Consider the following 19,588-nt stretch of genomic DNA (forward strand, 5'->3'; position numbering starts at 1 on the left):
CCTGTTCGGACCTCCAGACTACGGCCTGATTCTGCCTGAACCGGCTACTGGATGGCGGGCAGTACGTGCTGACCGAAGTCGTCGATAAATCGTTCCTGTTCGAGGTTGACATTATGCAGCGCCAGTTGGCTGAAGCCCATGTCGATGTACTGCTGCAACCAGGCCGCGTGCCGGGCCGGATCGGACGAGATATGCACCATTTTGTCTACTTCCTGCACGTCGACCAGGTCGCCAGCCATGTCGAACTGCTCGGGCATTCGAAGCTCGGTAAGCATGGCATTCGGAAAAATATTCGAACGCCACTGATCGTAAGCACCTTGATGGGCCGCTTCATCCGTTGCCGCATAAGACAACTGCACTTTCAGGTACATCGGCTTACCCGCCCCGCCCCCGCGCCGAAATGCATCGACCACTTCCTGCAACTGCGCTTTTGGCTGTGAAATGGTCAGCAGGCCATCCGCCCAGCTTCCGACCCATTCGGCGGTCTTACTCGTCACGGCCGCGCCGAACAGCAGGGGCGGTATGGCCGGCCGACTGTAGAGCCTGGCTTCTTCGACCGTCACCAGCCCCTGGTGCGTCACCGTTTCACCTTTCCAGAGCGCCCGGATAATCTCGACGCATTCGGCCAGGCGGGCGTTACGATCGGCTTTGGCGGGCCACTTTCCGCCCGTAATGTGTTCATTGAGAAACTGCCCCGTTCCGACGGCCATCCAGAACCGCTCCGGAAACATCTCCGCCAGAGTAGCAGCCGCCTGAGCAATGATGGCCGGGTGATAGCGCTGGCCGGGCGCATTCACTACGCCGTAGCTAAGGGAAGTCGCCTGAAGGGCGGCCCCCAGCCAAGACCATGCAAAGCCGCTCTCGCCCTGGCGGTTGCTCCAGGGATGAAAATGATCGGAGGATGATGCCGCCGTAAACCCCGCCTGCTGAGCCCGCTGGACGTAGGTCAGTAAGGTACTCGGTTTAAATTGCTCGTGAGACGCGTGATAACCTATTTTTAGCATAATGCCGTTCGTTGAGAATGAGTTGATGTGTGGATCAGTATCGGTTATAGATCTCTGTCCACTCCCGAAGCTGCTCTTCCGTGGCTGGTGTAAGCTGGTCGGGCAGTAGCCGCCAGGTCCAGTTACTGGCCGCTGAAGCGGGGTTGTTCAGGCGGGCCGTTTCGTCTAAACCCAACACGTCCTGAATGGGTAGAATGGCCACGCGCGCGACTGATGCGTAGGCCATCCGAATCAGGATCAGGTGGATGTTCTCTTCCGTCACTGTCAGACCCAGGTACCGTTCCAGATGATGAATTTGCTTCTTGTCGTTACTTTGCCGGAACCAGCCCCGCGTGGTGTTATTGTCGTGCGTACCGGTATAGGCAATGACGTTCGGCTTGTGGTTGTGTATATTATTGACCGATGTGGGCATGTCGTCGCCAAAGGCAAACTGCAGCACCGCCATACCCGGCAGGTTAAACGCATCCCGCAGATCGTAGACCGGCTGATCGATCTTACCCAGGTCTTCGGCAACGAATGGCAGATCGCCCAGCTCGTTTTGCACCACTCTGAACAGGTCGGCGCCGGGGCCGGGTTGCCAGCTGCCGTACACGGCCGTCGGTTCGTCGGCGGGTACTTCCCAAAAATCGGCAAACGCCCGAAAATGATCCAGCCGAAGCAGGTCGTAGCGCTCCATATTCTTACGCAACCGTTCGATCCACCAGGCATAGCCTTCGTTTTTATGAACCTCCCAGCGGTAAACGGGCATGCCCCACAGTTGTCCATCGGCACTGAACGCATCGGGGGGCACACCGGCTATGCTGGTCATCTTGCCCCCTTCAACACTGAACAGATCAGGGTGTGCCCATACATCCACCGAATCGTAACTGACATAAAACGGCAGGTCGCCAAACAGCCGGATTCCGAGGCTATTGCAATAGGTTTTCAGCCCATCCCACTGCCGGGCGAAAACAAACTGAAGCCATTGGATCTTCGACAGGGCCTCAGCCTGTTTTTCCCTGAACACGCGCAGGGCTTCGGCCTCACGAAGCCGGTATTTCTTTGGCCAGCTATGCCAGGGCTTGTTTTCATGCGCCTGCTTCAGAGCCGTATACAGAGCGAAGTCATCCAGCCAGTTGGCTTCACGTTCACAAAAATGCTCGAATTCCTGTCGTAATGCCGTCGGACAGGTCAGCCGAAAGTGCTGATACGCCTTCTCGAACAGCGCTTCTTTAGCCTGGCTGACCTTCTGATAATCGACATGGCTCGCCGAAGGCATGCGGGCTGCCTCCAGGTCGGCTTCGGTCAGCAGGCCTTCCTGAGCCAGCAGTTCCGGGCTCAGCAGCAGCGGACTACCGGCCATGCTGGCCGAGGTGCTATAGGGTGAATACCCCGCCAACGAGTCGACCGGATTGAGTGGCAACACCTGCCAGTAGGTTTGCCGGCTACGACTCAGGAAATCGGCAAAAGTCCGGGCTTCGGGGCCGAAATCGCCGACGCCGAACGGAGACGGCAGCGAAGTGATGGACAGTAGAATCCCGGCGCTCCGCTCGTTGGGTTTCTGCTCCAGCCGGACAACCGCCAGGGGCAGAAAGGTGAACAGATCGGATACGAAAAGCCCGTCCTCTGCCCTGCCAACGACGTCGATGAACCGGTGCTGCCACTGCGTGGGAGCGCCGTCGGGCAAGACCAGCCGGGTATTTCCCCAATCGAGCGATACCGGATCGGTCTGTTGGTCGCGGCACAACTGCGCAATGCCCAGCGGAACCGCCACGACGTACCAGTCCCGCTCGTAGCGTCGGGCAAACGCCAGCACGTGCTGTTTGTAGCGCCCCTCAACCTGGATGGGTACGTAATGCCCGTTGGCAAAAAGGTCGGCCTGCTGTTTTCGTTCGTTGAGGAGCGTATGCACCAGCCACAGTTTAATGCGGGCGTCGTAGCGGCTTTCCCATAACTCGGCCCATTGATCGATGGTCTCCCGGCTGGTCAGTTCATCCAGCCATTGCTGCCGCTGCTCAAAATCGACGGGTCGGCGGTTGTCGGGATCGACCAGGCTCAAATCCCACCCTTCACAACCCTGGTACACGTCGGGCAGACCGGGGCAGGTAAACTTCAGCACCACCTGCGCCAGCGAATTGATGATACCGAGGTCGGTTACCTGACGACAGAAGGGCTCGAATCGTTTCCAGAACGGTTTTTTCTGATCCAGCAGCTGTCGGGCAAACGCTTTGGTGGCTTCCTCATAGGCTTCGTTCGGCTCGGTGTAGGTCGAGTTGCGCTTGGCTTCGCGCAGCGCTTTCTGTAAATACTCGTCTACCCGCTCAGCGAAGCTTTTCTCATCCTGACCGGGTGACGAGGCACTCCGCTTCGCGTCTTCGGCCGACTCGACCGTAGGCATGGGATAAGCGCCTACCAAAGTCTGGTAGATGAAATATTCGTCGTTGGCATCGGGCGTGTCCACGCCCGACGGGTCCTGTTCTTTCAGATCGCGGGCAAGTTCCTGCCAGACTTCGACTTCGGCAAACCACTCATCGGCCAGGTCCGTCAGTACATTGAGTCGGCTACGGACATCTTCCCCCCGCTTGGTGTCGTGGGTCGAGGTAGCGTTCAAAGCCAGCGGCCAGTGCTCCTGCCGCTCGATCATCTGCTGGTGAAAGTCGTCGGTCTTCAGGCCGAAAAATTCCGGAGAGTCACCTACTTCGTCGTGCCCGATGAAGCGGGTATAGGTATACATAAGCGTATCTTCGACGCCTTTGGCCATCAACGGTCCGGTAAACTGCATACAGCGCTGGTAGAAACGTAGCGCCCGGTTATTATAGTCGTCATCGCCAGCCTGTGGTCGGGTCAGTAGTACGTCTTCCAGCAGGTCGGCGCCGGGCTTCAGGCTTGCTTTACGGGCACGCACCCGCTCCAGAATGGCCTGCACAGCGGTTGCTTCGGCTTCCTGCAAGGGCATACAATTGCCATAATAGCGGTAGACCGGGCACAGCACCAGAAACGCATGGATAGCGCTTTTCAGGGCCTCATCGGGCAAAGCCGCCAGTTGGTCTTCCTGAGCCAGGTTCAGGTCCTGAAACAACCGGCACAGGTTATCCAGCTCACCCCGCATGTGTTCGTCGAGGATATACGCTTTTTTGTCGAGCAATTCCCGCAGCACCACCTGCCGTTCGCCCAGCAGTTTGGTGTAGAACTGGGTAAATTTCTGCTTGCTGCCCGTTCGGGTAAACAGGTTGTTGACCAGCGCCAGAAACTGGTAGCCGGTTTCGCCCTGGATAGGCCAGTCAGTGGGCAGGCGCTCGCCTGCTTCCAGGATTTTTTCGACCACGATGTAGGCATCGTCGCCCGCCAGTTCCCGGAGCTGTTCGAGGTAACGGCTCGGATCGTGCAGGCCATCGATATGATCGACGCGCAGGCCCTGAAATACCCCCGCTTTCAGCAGATTCTTCGTATGCTCGTGTACGTGATCGAAGACAACCGGGTGCTGGATGTTCAGGCAAATCAGCCCGTTGACGGTAAAGAACCGGCGGTAGTTGATCCGGTAATCGGTTTCGCCGTAAAAGCACAAGTCGTACACCTGCTCATCGACTACTTGCCGAAGCAGCTCCGCGTTGGCATTTACGGCTTTCAGGCAAGCCTGAACATACGCTTTGTGCCCGCTGTTGTCGAACAACTCCGCCAGCCTGAGCTGCCATTCCCGGCTACGCAGGCTATACACGCCCGCATCGGTTAGTTGCTCCAGGTCGGGCAACTGGTCCAGCAGGTGCTGAATGGCCTCGTCGGGTTTGCCTTTCGTAGCCTGCAGCACCCTGGCATACGAGCCCATCTGAATCGGATAGGCCGTATCGAAATAGCGCAGTACCAGCCGCTTATCCTGCCAGGCAACTGCCAGTTCGCCTTTCCGAAACACGTCCTCCAGCGGGTCGCCCAGAAACGGCACCATCAGCCGGCCACTATGGACCGGGTTGCTCCAGTCGATGTCAAAAAAGTCGTTGTAGATCGATCGCTGCCCTTTTTCGAGCACGTCCATCAGCCAGCTGTTGGCCGGATCGAATGCCATATGGTTGGGCACGATGTCCTGTATCCACCCAATTCCCCGCTCAGCCAGTTGCCGATGAATCTGGGTCAGTTGAGCCTGGGTGCCGATTTCGGGGTTGATCCGTTGCGGATTGACTACGTCGTAGCCGTGCTGGCTGCCGGCAACAGCCTCGAAAATAGGGGAAGCATAAACCGTTTTGATACCGAGCTGATCGAGATACGGAATGATACGCTCGAAGTGACTGAACGTGAAGTCTTTATGAAATTGAATGCGGTACGTAGCAATCGGGTTAGTCATGATAAACGGAGTAAATAAGCAGCGATTCTGGGGGTAAAACCAGTGAATGGACAGCGGATATGACGTCGGCCGAGGCTCCCGGCCCCAGCCACTGGGTGTCGGCCGAGTCGAACAGTTTCTGCCAGCGCCCACCCCCGCCGGGTAAGGCAATGGTCTGGGCCTGGCTGGCAAAGTTCAGCAGGCAGACGACGGGTTGCTCCTCGTGCCAGCGCTGAACGACCAACGTCTGCTGCTCTTCGTGGGTCTGCACTTTCAGGTTCTGGCGGTTGAGATGACACAGGGCCGGATGCTGTCGGCGCAGGGCTATCAGCGTCTGGTAATAGCGAAGCAGCGTTTGATGGGGTTCCTGCTCCAGCAATTCCCACTGAAGCATCGAACGCGCAAAAGTATCTTCAGAGACCGGATCCGGAACGTCGGCACCGTCGGAGCCGTGGGAAAATTCCTCCTGCCGGCCTTCGCGCACAGCCTCCACCAGCTCGGGTTCGGTATGGCTCACAAAATACAGGAAGGGCGCTGTTTCCCCCCATTCTTCGCCCATAAACAGCAGGGGAATATACGGACTGATCAGCACCGCGCCCGCCATCAGTTTCTGGTGCTCGAAACTGTAAAGCTGGCTGGACCGCTCACCCAGTTTGCGGTTGCCGACCTGGTCGTGGTTTTGCGAGAAAACAATGAACTGATGCCCCGGATTGCGCTCGGCCTTCCGGCCAAAGAGTTTATGACGGACCGTCGAGAACTGACCGTCGTAGACATAAGCATCCTGGTAGGCTTTGGCCAGGTGCCCGATGCCGTCGAAATCGGCATAGTATCCAACCGGCTTTTCGCCCACGGCTACCCGCAGCGAATGGTGAAACTCATCCATCCACTGGGCATCCATCCCATAGCCATGTTCAGACAGGGGATTGATGTAGCGGGGATCGTTCAAGTCGCATTCCACCAGCAGGTAATGCCGTCGGCCGGTCATTTCCATCAATTGATCGACCTGCTCGCGCAGTTCGGCCAGGATATGCACGGGGCTCAAGTCCTTGATGGCGTGGACGGCATCGAGCCGCAGGGCATCGATGTGATAATCCCGTAACCACATCAGCGCATTTTGCAGGATAAACTGCCGGACGCCGTCGCACCAGGCATCGTCGACATTGATGGCGTCGCCCCAGGGCGTACAGTATTTGCTGGTCAGGTAAGGACCAAATTCTTTCAGGTAGTTTCCTTCGGGGCCCAGGTGGTTGTACACCACATCGAGCACGACGGCTATGCCTTTCTGATGACAGGCGTCGACCAGGTGTTGCAGGCCGTCGGGACCTCCGTAGGCGTTTTCGGCGGCATAGGGAAACACGCCATCATAGCCCCAGTTGCGGCCGTCCGGGAACTGGCTGATGGGCATAATTTCGATGGCATTAACGCCCAGGGCTTTCAGGTGCTCCAGCTTTTCTTCGATGGCTACGAATGTACCTTCGGTCGTAAACGTGCCGGTATGCAGCTCATAAATCAGATACGCTTCCAGGTCGGGGTTACGCCAGGACTGATCATGCCAGCGGAAGCGGGCGGTGTCTATGGCCTGCGACGGACCATCGATGCCCTGAGGTTGAAACAGCGAAGCGGGGTCAGGTCGCTCATGCTCATCGTCGATCAGAAAGGTGTACAGGTCGCCCGGCCGGATCCGATCCGTTGTCAGTCGCCAGTATCCCAGGTCTTCCGGTTTCAGCGGAAGCGCTTTGGCCTGCCCATCGATCTTAATGGCTACGTGTTCGAGCAAGGGCCCCCACAATACCACACTGGCTTCGCCAGCTTTCGAAAATGTGACGCCAAGCGTGCGTCGTTTATAAGAAAAGAGGTCGTTCATACGATAAACTATTAAGCAGGGCGATCCCCTACAGCGAAACACCGCAGACACGACCGACCAACCGGCCCATCGCTCATGAACTTGTAAACGCGGTTACTTTTCTAACTGTTTACAGAAACCAGGAGTCTGTCATATGAAATCGGAAGTGAGCAAACGGCGCTTCCTGGACAGGGGGCCGTTTCCCTACCGTAGCGCCCCTCCCCCAGCTACTCGGTTATCGGCGACATATACTGCCGTCGTAACCAATGACTAAGCCCGTCCAGGCCCGGAAACAGGACCCGTTCGTTGATATTGGCCTGATCGAGTTTATCCCGAATTTCCCACTTCAGCTCTTTAGCTACGTGAATTTTCCGATATACGTCGGGGTGATGTGCCAGCCAGTCTTTCAGGCTGACGGTTGGGTTGGAGATGACCGAAAATAAAGCATACTGGTTGACGATCCGGTCGTCGATCGAGGGAGGTTCGAAAAATAACGCAAACGGATCAGCCGTCAACGCATCGAACTCGCGCAGCGACGCAATGCTGCTCAGCATCTCGACGGTGAACACATCGGCCCCTTCTGCCTTCAGCGTGTTGCCCAGACTATCGGGTAGTTGCTGGTGTACTTTTTTGTAGTCCAGACACCAGATGATGCCATCGCGGTTGTAATAGTGCGCATGAGCGGTTACAAAATGGAGGGCAACATAAGGCGAAAAGGTCCAGTCCATCAGCCGCGTCGGTAAGCCGTGGTGTTGCGCCAGTGAAAGCCAGTACCAGAACGAATCCCGCTCGACAACATTCCGGAGCGCGTATTTTTTAAAATTCCGCAGTAAATGGCCTTCAATCTGGGCGCAGTCTTTACCCATACGCATCAGAGACGTATCCAGCGAAAACGAGCTGTCGGGCAGCCCCCGAAACGCCAGGGAAGGCCGAAAGCGTTGCAGGGTGGCCATCCAGGCATGTTCGTATAAACAATCCATCAACTGATTCCAGGTTGTAGCACGCATCTCATTCATATACCTCTTTCCAGTCAACTCCAACGGATCTTCTTTTTCGATGAACCGAGCTCCTGCACCGATCCCGTACAGCAGCGTAGTCGATTTAGCTAGTCAAACCGTTTTTGCCCGCTTTGCTTATCCGAAACCGGGGCTCAATAAGGCAACGGTCCCCGCGTTCTTTCGGCTCTGTTCCTGAACGCCGGCGACCGCTACTACCCAGGTTACCCGAGGCCACCCCGGCTTTTCGGCATGCGCCTGGCCTGACCTTTCCGTGGCCGACTTACCCGGACAAGGTTCTAAACCTATCCGTTTCGGTAGGGTATGTTTCCAGATCAGCAGCAACATTTCATCCTGCTCCTGCGTATGAATACGTAGTTTTGGAATATATAAGGGATAAAGGCTAATGAACAACAGACCGTGGATCATGAACAGGAGGAGTCGCAGGCTTCGGCTCCAGCGCCATCGGGTTTTTGTACTTGCCTTATCCATTATTCATTTTACCTTATTCATTCCCCCTACCCTGGCTCATCCCATGCCCAATTCGGCTGTACTGCTGAACGTGCATGCCGACCGGATCGATGCGGAGGTGCAGATTCCACTGGTTGAGTTGCAATCCGCGTTTGGGCACGCAGTCAACGATTCATCCAGCGGCCTGATTGCCCGGCTGGGCCCGCAGTTACGGGCATATTTGATCCGGCACATTCGCCCGCAGAGTCTCGACGGAAAAGCCTGGGCAGTAACCATCGGGCCGCTCACGGTGCAGGAAACCCAGAACCCAATCAACGGCATATACCGCGAGCTGACGGCTCAGATTCAGCTGTTTCCTCCGCCCGGCGCCGATGTCCGGCGGTTTGTGTTCTACTACGATGTGGTGCTGCACCAGGTCGTGACCCACAAGATTCTGGTATCGGTTCGGCAGGACTGGGCGCGGGGGCTGGTTGCCGACGAGTCGCCGGTGCAGGTAGGGATCATCGAACTGGATATTGTCAACAACCGCATTCTGCCGCTGGTGGTCAATCTGGAAGGCGGCAGCGTCTGGACGGGCTTTCGGGCCATGGTTAGCCTGGGTATGCGACACATCGCCGACGGCACCGACCACCTGCTGTTTCTGCTGGTGCTGTTGTTGCCCGCGCCTTTGCTAGCCATCCAGGGCCGGTGGGGCCGGTTTGGTGGGGTTCGCTATAGCCTCCGGCGGCTGTTGCTGATCGTCACAGCGTTTACGGTCGGTCACTCACTGACTCTACTGCTGGGAGCGCTGGGCTGGGTACGACTTCCGGGCCAGCCCGTCGAAATCCTGATTGCGGTTTCGATTCTGGTTTCCGCTATTCACGCGGTGCGACCGCTATTTCCGGGTCGGGAAACCTGGGTGGCTGCGGGCTTCGGCCTGGTACATGGGCTGGCGTTTGCCAGTACGCTGGCGAACCTGCGGTTGGACGCCGGTCCGATGGCGCTGAGTATTCTGGGCTTTAACCTCGGCATCGAACTCATGCAGTTGTTTGTCATTATCCTGACGATTCCGTGGCTGATGCTGCTGAGCCGCACTTCTGCCTACCGGATGGTCCGGTCGATCGGGGCTGGTCTTGCCGCCATTGCCGCCATCGGCTGGGTCGTCGAACGCATCACCGGACAAAGCAATATCCTGTCGACAAGTGTGGAGCAGATAGCCGGTTATGCCCCCTACGCCCTGGTGCTACTGGCCTTGTTGGCGCTGTTCTTCTCGCGCCAATGGAAACGGGTCAATGGCTGAGGAGCGCCCGACGGATCCGACGCTTCCTTCGGTACGGAACCCACATCCTGGCGTTCTTTTTGGCCTGGACGTGCGTTATGCGGCCAGGGTTTCCGATTTTTGTGGGATGAAACAGGTCCTCGTGCTCCTCCTTTTTATATCCAGTAGCCTCCACGCACAGGTGCTTCGAAAACGTACCGTCAAACTGATGGGGAGCCGGTTCGATATCACGATCGTTGCCCGCGACTCGCTTTCCGCCGAGCATAATATCGACACGGTCATTGCCGAAGTGACGCGGATCGAAAACCTGATCTCGGACTGGAAACCGGATTCCCAAATTTCGCGGGTCAATCAGAACGCCGGTATCCATCCGGTTCGCGTCGACCCGGAGGTATTTGCCCTCACGGAGCGGGCTCTCCATTTCTCCCGGATCACCAACGGCGCGTTCGACATCAGTTTTGCCGCTATGGACCGGATCTGGAAATTCGACGGCTCCATGACGGAAATGCCCAGTCCGGAGGCCATTAAGAAATCGGTGGAGAAAGTTGGGTATCAATACATCGTACTAGACCGGACGCACTCGACCATTTTCCTGAAACGGAAAGGCATGAAGATCGGCTTTGGTGCGCTGGGGGAAGGTTACGCGGCCGACCGCTGCCGTGAGCTGATGGGATCGAAAGGAATCGAAGCGGGAATTGTCAACGGATCGGGGGATATGCGTACCTGGGGCAAACAACCCGATGGCAGCGACTGGACGATCGGCCTGACGAACCCGCTCCGGCGAGACACGATCTTCGCGGTCGTACCGTTGCGGCAGGGCGCCGTTGTGACGTCCGGGAGTTACGAAAAATTCGTCGAGTTCAATGGAAGGCGGTATGCTCACATCATCAACCCCAAAACTGGCTATCCGGCAACGGGCCTGAGCAGCGTGACGGTCTTTGGCCCAAGTGCCGAAACGGCCAATGGGTTCAGCACCTCGCTCATGGTACTGGGCAAAGAAGCAGGTTTACGACTGATCAGCAAATACCCGGCCTACCGCTACATCCTGATCACCGATGATGGTCAGATTCTCGCGTCTCAACAACTGGGTATTCAAAAGAGTCATCTGTAGTGCCAACCGGCGCAATCGGCGCTGCAGATGACTCAGTAACAGTCCATTAGAATCTGGCTGTGCGACTGATAGACACTAACGCTTTGGCCCAGTTTGGTCTGGCAGATGGTTTCGAGCAGCGCGAGAACATCTTTTTGCATAGCCAGTGAGCCGCAGATCATCACCACTCCTTTCATCATCAGCGTGTTGGCTACAAAATCGGCATCCCGGGCGATCAGGTCGCTGACGTACTGTTTATTGCCCTCGCGCGACAAAGCCAGGTGCCATTGGGTCAGTTGCTGCATCGACAGTGCTTCGTCCAGGAACGCCCGATAGCTGGCAGCCGACGTCGTATGACGAAACCCGCTGTACAGGTGGCAGGGAGTTTTGGATTTGTTCTGGCTGATCATACCCAGAAACGGAGCAACACCGGTGCCGTTGGCAATCATGACCACAGCCGGAGCTTCTTGGGGGAAATGAAAGTGCCCGTTCCGGACAATCCGGGCCTGGATCGTTTCACCGGTTGTCAGGCCGTGTAAAAAACTGGATCCCAGCCCATTGGGGTGTAACCTGACACTCAACTGCATCTCTTTGTCGAGCATCCCAATCGAATACAATCGTTCCCGATGGTCGTTGGCGGGATAAATGGCCAGCAAATCACCGGACGTAACGCTCAGTCGACGACGCGGCCGCAACCGCAGTAAAAAAGTACCGTCTGGCTGAGCCGTTCCAGTGTTGCTGGCCACGGTCAGGGTTTCAAGCGGAATTTCGTTGGCCGTCAGCAATTCCGACGAGATGGTAAGGGGTATATTGGCCTGCTGTGACCAGGCTTCGGCCCATAAGCCAAACTCCTCCGGCGATTTGTCATTGACCGTATGGACATCGACCAGGGGCACCGCCCAGGACTGGCGGGCCAGCAACTGATTCACCTCGAAGGCAAACTTACAGAAATCGGGATACGCGTGCGAGCCAAAGCCAAGCACGGAATAGCGCACCGACTGCGGCTGTGGATATTTTTCGATCAGCGATTCAAACCGGCGGGCGTTGGTCGGTGCATCGCCAAGCCCGTAGGTAGCCGTCAGGGCAATCAGGTGTTCGGCTTGCGGAAAAACGGTGTAGCTATTGAACTCGGCCAGAAATGCTTTTTGGCCCTGGCCGAGCAGTTGCTGGTGAATCATCCGGGCAAAGCGGAAGGTGCTACCGTTCTCCGACCCGACCAGAATCACAAACCGGCTCTCGTCGGCCCGGAACGTATTGGTTACGCGGTTGGCCCGCCGTTTCCAGGTGATGGCAAAACCGGAGTAAATGAAAAAGAGAATATTGCCGGCTGCCACGGCCAGGATAATGGCCCAGACGCTGCTGGTTCGGCCGGTGTGCAGATCGAGACTCAGGTTGGTGAGTAATACCGCCGTGGGGTAGCGAACTTCGCTGAGAATATCGCCGGTAATCTGATTCACCGCGATCTCCCGGTCGGTAAGCTTCAGGGTGTAATAATCCTCAGGGTCTTCCGAAAATGGAAACTCGATGCTTTCCACGTCCGACAGCCGCGTTTGGCTGAATACAGTAAAGTCGGCCAGATTCCGCCGGGGTTTCGACCGAATCGCGTCCAGGTCGATTTTGGCGGATACTTTTTCGGTTTTGATCAGCCCGAAGCGGGCCAGCGACAGATACGTTCCTGAGAGGGCGAGGATGACGATCGGAATCAGCGACAACCGGCCCAGCACGACATGATAATACTGGGCAAAATTATCGCGGACGATTCGGGTAAAAAACCGTTTCAGACCCCGTTGGCGCTGGATCAACAGCATGGTGCCCGACAGGGTAATCAGCAGCAGCAGAAAAGCGGTCAGCCCCATGAAAAACCGGCCCATTTCGTGCAGAAACAGCGAACGGTGCAGATCGGTTACCCATTGAAAAAACTCACTTTTTTTCCCGGGAACACCCAGTGGCTTCCCCGTCTGCGGATCGACGTAAACCGTCAGGGTATTCCCGGCGGCATCGCTCCCGCTGAGCTGCACAAACTGGTTCGCATCGACGGTCAGCTCGCTGATTTCCGCGTACGTTTTTTTCAGAACCGGCAGCGTCTGGGCCAGGGTGAGCTGGTCGATAGCCTCGACCCGGTACGGCTGGCTTTTTCCGGCTACGGGCTCGAAGGCCAGGATAATCCCCGTTACCGACGCCAGGGCAAGCAACAGAAACGAAGATACAGCCAGGGCTAAGTGACTGTATCTCCACACAGAAATGGTCATACTCGATGCGGGCCGATCTTAATTGGGGCTGAAGCGAACGTAGCGGATGTAGCCCGTTCCTTCACTCTTGGCGGAAAGGCCTTCGGTGGTGAGCGGAATCTCCAGGTCTTTGGCGTGATCCTCCTTATCCTCCACGGCACTTTCGAAGCGCAGTTTGTAATCTTTGTTGAGCTTCGTATTGTCGATGTCCAGCACGATCACGCTACGATCTCCGCCCGCTACCGACGCCCCGCTGATGGCACTGATATTGGGCGTTTTTTTACCCAGCGCCTTATACCACTCCTTGACGTCGGGGTACCATTTTTTGTCGGAGCCCAGCACATACAGGGTTTTTTCGTAGGCTCCTTTTCCATTCACCAGCGACACGGCGATATACGCCTTTTCGCCCATGTAATTGGTCATCTGGATCATGCATTTGTATTTGGCAGTACCCGTTTGGGCCAACGAAGCTACTGGCCGGGCCACAGTCAGCACCAGGGCCAGCAGGCCGATCTTAGACAGACAGGACATAAAATCTTATTTCAGGAAAGAGAGAGACACATTGTTTTTAGACAGCGATTCATTTTCGCTGGCCAGGTCGAAAGCGGTTTCTTTAAACTCGGTGGAGATGTCTTTTTTTGCACCGATGGAGAGCAGGTATTTCAGCATGGCGTCGTCTTTCGATACCATGGCGGCTTTGTGCAGAGCCGTAATTCCTTCCTTGTTTTTGGCGTTCACGTCGATGCCCAGCGGCTCCAGCCGTTTCACCAGGGCCAGATCGTTTTTGGCTACGGCCAAATGATAGAGGGTGTTGCCGTTTTTCTGGGTCGCTCTGAGATCGAGTCCTTTCTCCTGAAGCAGTTTCAGCTTCGCATCGAAGTCGGCCGTTCTGGGAGTGGTTTCCGGCCGGGGTGCATTGCCACTCTCGGGTCGGCCGGCTCCTTCCTGACGAGGCCCGTTGTTTGGGTTGAAGCCCGCCATGCCACCCGGTCCGTTCATGTTCGACTGGATCAGGTAAGCGGCCAGGTTATCGCCATTCTTATCAATTACCTGCACGTCGGCTCCTTTGCTCAACAGGTAGCCAACTACTTCGGCAGAGTTGCCTTTTACCGCCTGGGCCAGGGCTGTACCCCCTTTCTGGTTGGTCTGATTGATGTTTTTTACCTTTGGCAACAGCATCTCCAGCACGGCCAGATCCCGGTTGGCAGCGGCCGCATTCATGAATACGGTGTTCCCTTCTTCGTCGGCCTGATTGACATCGACGCCCTTATCCAGAAAATACTGAATGATTTCATTTTGCCGGGGCCGACGAACGATGGCGTGCAGAACGTTTTCGCCGTTCTTGCCGGTTACGGTCGGTTTGATGTTGAGGCTTTCCAGGTACTGAAATACCTCCAGGCTGTTTCCTCCCCGACGACCTCCCTGGCTGGCCATAAGCATCGCACTTTCATGGACAGGCACGCCACGGCTTTGCAGCGCTTTCATCGTGCCGATGTTGCCACCCCGGGCGGCATAACTAAACGCATTATTACCAGCCGCATCCGTACTTTTCAGATCCAGTCCTTTAGCCAAAAAGTAGTCCGTCAGTTTCAGGTCTTTGTCGTTCGCAACGGCCAGCAGCAGCGCATTGGCTCCGTCGTGGTTGAGGTCTTTTTTGAGGTTGGCTCCTGCCCGAATGCACAGGTCATACACCTGCGTATTGGCCTGGCCACCGGCTGCGGCAAAATTCAGGGGCGTCATGCCGTGGCTGTCTTCTGCATTCGCTTTTGCGCCTTTGGCGATCAGCGCTTCCATAATCTCGACATTGCCCCGGTTGGCCGCCCAGTGCAGATAGGTCCGGCTATCGTGGGTGATTTTGCTTACATCGTTACCCGGTTGCGCCAGCAGGTAATTGATCGACTCAGTGGGGGCACCGGCGTTGATGGCCATCACGACGGGATCAAAACTCATCGGATTGAACTGCGAAGGACTGTTTCCTTTCTCGACTTCCGCTTTGACCTGGTTCACACCGGGCTGGCTTTGCCAGAAGGATTGCTCCAGCAGGACATTTTTCTGGGCCTGAGCGGAGAGCGACAGACAGGCAAAAAGGGCAATGACTAGTTTTTTCATCGGAACATACTTATAAAAATTCCTGTGCGTGTTTTAGGTGTATACAGTAGACCTGTTGTCATGCGGGTGGCACCCCGCGATTTTTAATTGCACTCGTGGGTGGCCACTCGTATGACAAGGGCCTGCAAAGGTAAATAAGAATTAGTCTAAATAGTAATCCTAAGACTAGTATTCGTTGGAATCAGGAATAAAAACACACCAGAGATGACCTGTACAAATCCATTTGGCCAAGTTTTTACAAAAATGCCCTACACAAAACGTCCCGAAAGCTCACAGCTTTCGGGACGTTTTGTGTAGGGCACGGCGACAATTGTCAACGCCGGTCAATCGATGCGTATCTGACCGGTCAGGCCAGGGTTTTCCGGGCTTCGCGGTCGGGATCGTTGACCAATGCCGGTGAATCATCCAGAATCATGGTTTCCCCGTGCTGACTGGTATAGGGCTTCCAGGCAGGCAACCCACCCCCGTTTGGGTTACCGGTTTTCACGAAATTGATAAATGAGCCCGCCATCTTCTCCGACAGCGCCCGGGGCCGCTTGCCTCCGCCCGTATGCGTCAGCATCAGGTCGGTGTTATAGAACCAGAAGCAAATATCGTCGCAGTGGAAAGCCCGCATCCGTCCGTCGAACAGCGGAGGCTGCCAGCCAAACCAGGCCACGTAGACGGGTGCTTTCTGCTGCACCTTGGCATCGGCGGTGGCCACGACATTCCTGCGGTTCGAAACGATCAGCGCCCAGATCTCGATGGGGCGGGCCTTCGGAAAATTCTTCGCGTAAGCATCGACGATATCACCCGATTTATCGCCAAAGCGGGACTTAATTTTTTCTTTTACTTCGGCCAGAGAAATAGTTTCCAGAGATGCATCGGTCCGGTCGGGGTTCTGCTCGTGAAACGTCGAGCAGATTATCAGCGGAATAGTGGCCGAAAAATGAGCGGGATCGCTGAAAAACGGTTTATCGTTCAGGACGGTACCGTCGGCCACGGGCGCATACCCACTCCGCTGGATGTTGAGTCGTTTGGCTTCGTCGGCCATTTTCTCGACGGCTCGGTTGGCAATGTCGATGTAGTCCCGCCACGGTATCTGCTGCAGTTTACTGAGTTCGCCGGGCTTCAGACCCGCTTCTTCCATTACTTTCAGTCCCAGCTTTTCGGCATATTCCTTATTGGCACCGTTCAGCGAGCTTCCACTCAGCGCCACCGCCTTATGAAACAGGCCTTTGGCCGAAGGCATGTTCATCAGGGTCGTCACTTTGGCGCCCCCTCCCGACTGCCCGATGATGGTTACGTTGGTGGGATCTCCGCCAAAATTGGCGATGTTCTTTTTAACCCATTCGAGGGCGGCCACCATATCCAGATTCCCGACGTTACCCGATTCGGCAGGCCCACCGGCCGCTTTCAGGTCGGTATAGCCCAGGGAGCCGAGCCGGTGATTGATCGAGCAGAAAACAAGGTTGCCCAGACGAGCCAGGTTTTCGCCATGGTAGCCATCCTGTTCGATGGCATTGCCATTGACAAAACCACCGCCATGGAGCCACACGACCACGGGTCGTTTCTGGCCGTCAAGAGCCGGTGTCCATACGTTCAGTTTCAGGCAGTCTTCCGACACATCGTCGTAGTTCCAGTGGTCGACGAAGGACGCATATGGATTGGCGTACCGTTTCTCCATGATCTGCGGAGCGGAGTTTCCCCACCAGAGCGCCGGCCGGATGTCGGTCCAGGGCGTGGGCTTTTGCGGAGGCATAAACCGGTTCTTACCCGACGTATCGGCCCCGTAGGGTACGCCCAGAAACTGATGAATACCCCGCAGGATGAACCCTCTGACTTTGCCGTATTCGGTGCTGGCAATGGCTACGTTGTCGCCCACAAATAAAACCTGATCGTCACCTGCTGGCCTGACCACTTTAGGGGGGCGCGTCCCGGCGGAAGCGGTAGTTGGGTGTGCTACGCCTAAACTGGCCACACCGACTCCTAATGACTGCAAAAAATTACGTCTCGACGCTTTCATGATGGCTGTTTAGTAAGGGGAAAACCGGTACCCTCTGCACTCCGGGGAACGGTCTGTTTCAGCCAGTAAAGGCATGGCGAACGAATTTTTACTAGTTCGCTCCTCAACAAAGTCTGGCTCGAACGAAACAGACGGGCCAACCTGTAATTATCTTACTGTCAGCATCGTGTCTATACCTCACCGTTCCCTACTGCGGTGATCATATTCGGCCGGTTACCGACCAGGTAATTGAGTATCGACGGGCACTCGCTTCCCCGACGTAGCCGGAACGATCGATTCTGGCAGCCCTTGAAAAAGCCGCATCCTGGCGGCTCATGTGCGTCGGCTAGCTGCCATCCGGACATGAGCCGCCAGGATGCGGCTCTACATGCGTGAATTCGTCTTCAAAAATCCGTTTGCCAGCTACAGGTCGTGTCCCTGTAGCAAGCGGCCAATTGCCCGCACAAGCAATATAGCCAGCAGGATGACAATGCACCCGCCCAGATTGAGGCTGTGCAGACCCAGGCGCCCCAGAGCCCACACGAGTACCAAAACCACTGATATCAGCAATAGTACCCTTTCCATGTTTTTGTGTGTATAAACAAACGAGATTTTGACTGCCGTAAGGCGGGTGGAAGCCCATACTTATTTACCAAAATGGCAGGTTTCTACCCGCCTTACGGTTAGTCACACCAGCATTCTCAATTCATGCCCGCCTGTTTCGGTGGGCTACATCCATCAGCAATTGCGTCACCGCCTTGTCGAGGCCAGTATACACCAGTGCATACTGTCGTTCCCCCGCCAAAAGGTCACTTCTGATGAGTCCGTTTTCCTGAAGATAGTCCAGATGTTGCGTCAGCGGGCGTTCGTCCAGCTGCAGGCGTTGCTGCAACATACGGATCGACGCGGGTCTGGTCAACCCCATGATGATGCGTAATCGTATCGGATGGGCCAGCGTATGCAGGACCAGGGCGATTCGGTGATTAGTTGGATTTGTCATATTGTGTTCACGCAGGGGATTGAAGGGAGATAAATTACCACTCATGAACTACCAGACCAGCCTGTCTCTGGGTGCTCCGCTCCAGCCGGGAAGTCTGGCGAGATTTGTCGAGAGACTGATAGAGCGCTTTTAAAGCCGCTTCGACCCGCTGCCAGCCCGCTTCGCTGCGCAGGTCGATACCCAGCATGGACCGATCCGTATGGGCCAGGATGGTCAGGTACGATAACCCACCCAGCACAATCGCCAGCATGACCTGAGGATCATTGCCAGGAACTTCGGCACCCTCCGCAAGCTGTTCGACGAACCGGCTCAGCTCGGCATCCTGCGCCTGACTCAGCAGGGAAGACAGCGTATCTTCGCCCGTCAGTCCTACTTTCAGCAACTCCCGGTCAGCCTTCGACGAACGCAGTTGCCGGAACAACTGTAGTGTCTGGCTTGTCCACAGCTTGGCCAGATCACCCTCCTGGGCAGTATTGAATGGCTCCGGAAAATTGGGCGCAAAGGGCGGATAAATAGCTCCCTGGTGCACGTAATAATCCAGCAACCCTTCCAAACCACCAAAATACCGGTAGATCAGCACCTTACTGACCTGCGCCCGAGTGGCTATTTCACTGATACTAACCCCGTCCAAACCCTGGTCGGCAATAACGGATTGCAGCGCATCGACAATGCGCTGTTGGGTACCCATGCGGTTGCGTTTCTTTTTTCGGTTCATGTTACTTGGTGGGTTGAAGGTATCGATCAGGGCCGCCGTGAATGCTGCCCTGATCGATGCGTACTGTTCTAAAAAATAGGGGTCACGCTAAGGCCTATACGTGCAGGCCCATTCCGTCGCTGACCGAGCCGATTTTCAACGTCAGCTGCCGGACACTGCCCAGGCTGACCAGTTTTGGGCTACGATACGCTTTGCGAACCGGCATAGGTGCTTTTTTGGGTGAGTCGTTATTCATGGGATTCTTTTGTTTTATAGTTAGTTGGCAGGATAATTTTATTGTACGACAATCCGATGCTTACGAACCGTGCCCCGTTCCTCTACACTTAGCAGATAAACACCCCCGGTTAGTTTGCCGCCCGCATTCAGTTCCACCCGCTGCTCTCCAACGCTCTCGCGCTGTAGACTCAACTCCGAACCACTCGCCGTGTACAGGTGCAACACCGCACTCGAAGGCTCGTCCAGCTCAACACTGAAACGACTGCCCACCACCGGGTTAGGATACACCCCGTACCGAGCATCGATCACCACCGAGGCCGACCGGAAGGTCTCACTCCGTCCGTCCTGGTCTACCTGACGAAGCCGGTAATAACTCGTCCCCCG

Annotated in this window: 15 protein-coding genes; 2 read left to right on the top strand and 13 right to left on the bottom strand. The window is 56.0% G+C overall.

The features are described 5' to 3' along the window. Positions 1–44: 44 nt before the first annotated feature. The 4 genes from ACYVC2_RS11745 to ACYVC2_RS11760 form a co-directional block, all read right to left on the bottom strand. Positions 45–1,004 carry a TIGR03885 family FMN-dependent LLM class oxidoreductase gene (locus ACYVC2_RS11745; RefSeq protein ID WP_461102618.1) on the bottom strand — a complete coding sequence of 320 codons (960 nt, stop codon included), beginning with the start codon at positions 1,002–1,004 and terminating at the stop codon, positions 45–47. 34 nt (positions 1,005–1,038) lie between these two features. Next, on the bottom strand, positions 1,039–5,316 hold the full coding sequence (gene treY, locus ACYVC2_RS11750; protein ID WP_461102619.1) for a malto-oligosyltrehalose synthase: 4,278 nt from the start codon (positions 5,314–5,316) through the stop codon (positions 1,039–1,041). Beyond that, on the bottom strand, positions 5,309–7,159 hold the full coding sequence (gene treZ / locus ACYVC2_RS11755; RefSeq protein WP_461102620.1) for a malto-oligosyltrehalose trehalohydrolase: 1,851 nt from the start codon (positions 7,157–7,159) through the stop codon (positions 5,309–5,311). Before treZ ends, treY begins: the two co-directional genes overlap by 8 nt. Positions 7,160–7,365: 206 nt before the next feature. Further along, positions 7,366–8,145: an FRG domain-containing protein gene (locus tag ACYVC2_RS11760; RefSeq protein ID WP_461102621.1), complete on the bottom strand. Its 780-nt coding sequence runs from the start codon at positions 8,143–8,145 to the stop codon at positions 7,366–7,368. A 415-nt stretch (positions 8,146–8,560) separates the two neighbouring features. Here ACYVC2_RS11760 and ACYVC2_RS11765 point away from each other — a divergent pair, with 415 nt between their 5' ends. Next, positions 8,561–9,883 carry a HupE/UreJ family protein gene (locus tag ACYVC2_RS11765; RefSeq protein ID WP_461102622.1) on the top strand — a complete coding sequence of 441 codons (1,323 nt, stop codon included), beginning with the start codon at positions 8,561–8,563 and terminating at the stop codon, positions 9,881–9,883. Positions 9,884–9,989: 106 nt separating this feature from the next. Then, the gene (locus ACYVC2_RS11770) at positions 9,990–10,973 is read left to right on the top strand and encodes an FAD:protein FMN transferase (protein WP_461102623.1); all 984 of its coding nucleotides are present in this window, start codon (positions 9,990–9,992) and stop codon (positions 10,971–10,973) included. Between the two features lie 32 nt (positions 10,974–11,005). Here the strand turns inward: ACYVC2_RS11770 and ACYVC2_RS11775 are convergent, their stop codons facing one another. The 9 genes from ACYVC2_RS11775 to ACYVC2_RS11815 form a co-directional block, all read right to left on the bottom strand. Continuing rightward, positions 11,006–13,201 (bottom strand): PepSY domain-containing protein, encoded by a 2,196-nt coding sequence (locus ACYVC2_RS11775; RefSeq protein ID WP_461102624.1) that lies wholly within the window; start codon positions 13,199–13,201, stop codon positions 11,006–11,008. Positions 13,202–13,219: 18 nt separating this feature from the next. Further along, positions 13,220–13,711, bottom strand: a complete 492-nt coding sequence (locus tag ACYVC2_RS11780; protein ID WP_461102625.1) for a DUF2271 domain-containing protein — start codon at positions 13,709–13,711, stop codon at positions 13,220–13,222. Positions 13,712–13,717: 6 nt separating this feature from the next. Continuing rightward, positions 13,718–15,289: an ankyrin repeat domain-containing protein gene (locus tag ACYVC2_RS11785; protein WP_461102626.1), complete on the bottom strand. Its 1,572-nt coding sequence runs from the start codon at positions 15,287–15,289 to the stop codon at positions 13,718–13,720. Between the two features lie 346 nt (positions 15,290–15,635). Next, positions 15,636–17,294, bottom strand: coding sequence for a carboxylesterase/lipase family protein (locus ACYVC2_RS11790; RefSeq protein ID WP_461102627.1), 1,659 nt, complete (start codon positions 17,292–17,294; stop codon positions 15,636–15,638). 402 nt (positions 17,295–17,696) lie between these two features. After that, the gene (locus tag ACYVC2_RS11795) at positions 17,697–17,858 is read right to left on the bottom strand and encodes a lmo0937 family membrane protein (RefSeq protein ID WP_461102628.1); all 162 of its coding nucleotides are present in this window, start codon (positions 17,856–17,858) and stop codon (positions 17,697–17,699) included. Positions 17,859–17,979: 121 nt separating this feature from the next. Beyond that, complete coding sequence (locus ACYVC2_RS11800) at positions 17,980–18,273, bottom strand: hypothetical protein (RefSeq protein WP_461102629.1); 294 nt, start codon at positions 18,271–18,273, stop codon at positions 17,980–17,982. Between the two features lie 34 nt (positions 18,274–18,307). Then, positions 18,308–18,988 (bottom strand): TetR/AcrR family transcriptional regulator, encoded by a 681-nt coding sequence (locus tag ACYVC2_RS11805; protein WP_461102630.1) that lies wholly within the window; start codon positions 18,986–18,988, stop codon positions 18,308–18,310. A 94-nt stretch (positions 18,989–19,082) separates the two neighbouring features. After that, positions 19,083–19,223, bottom strand: a complete 141-nt coding sequence (locus tag ACYVC2_RS11810) for a lasso RiPP family leader peptide-containing protein (RefSeq protein WP_461102631.1) — start codon at positions 19,221–19,223, stop codon at positions 19,083–19,085. Positions 19,224–19,261: 38 nt separating this feature from the next. After that, positions 19,262–19,588: T9SS type A sorting domain-containing protein (locus ACYVC2_RS11815; RefSeq protein ID WP_461102632.1), on the bottom strand; the 327-nt coding region annotated here is incomplete at its 5' end.

This window comes from Spirosoma koreense, assembly GCF_054777875.1.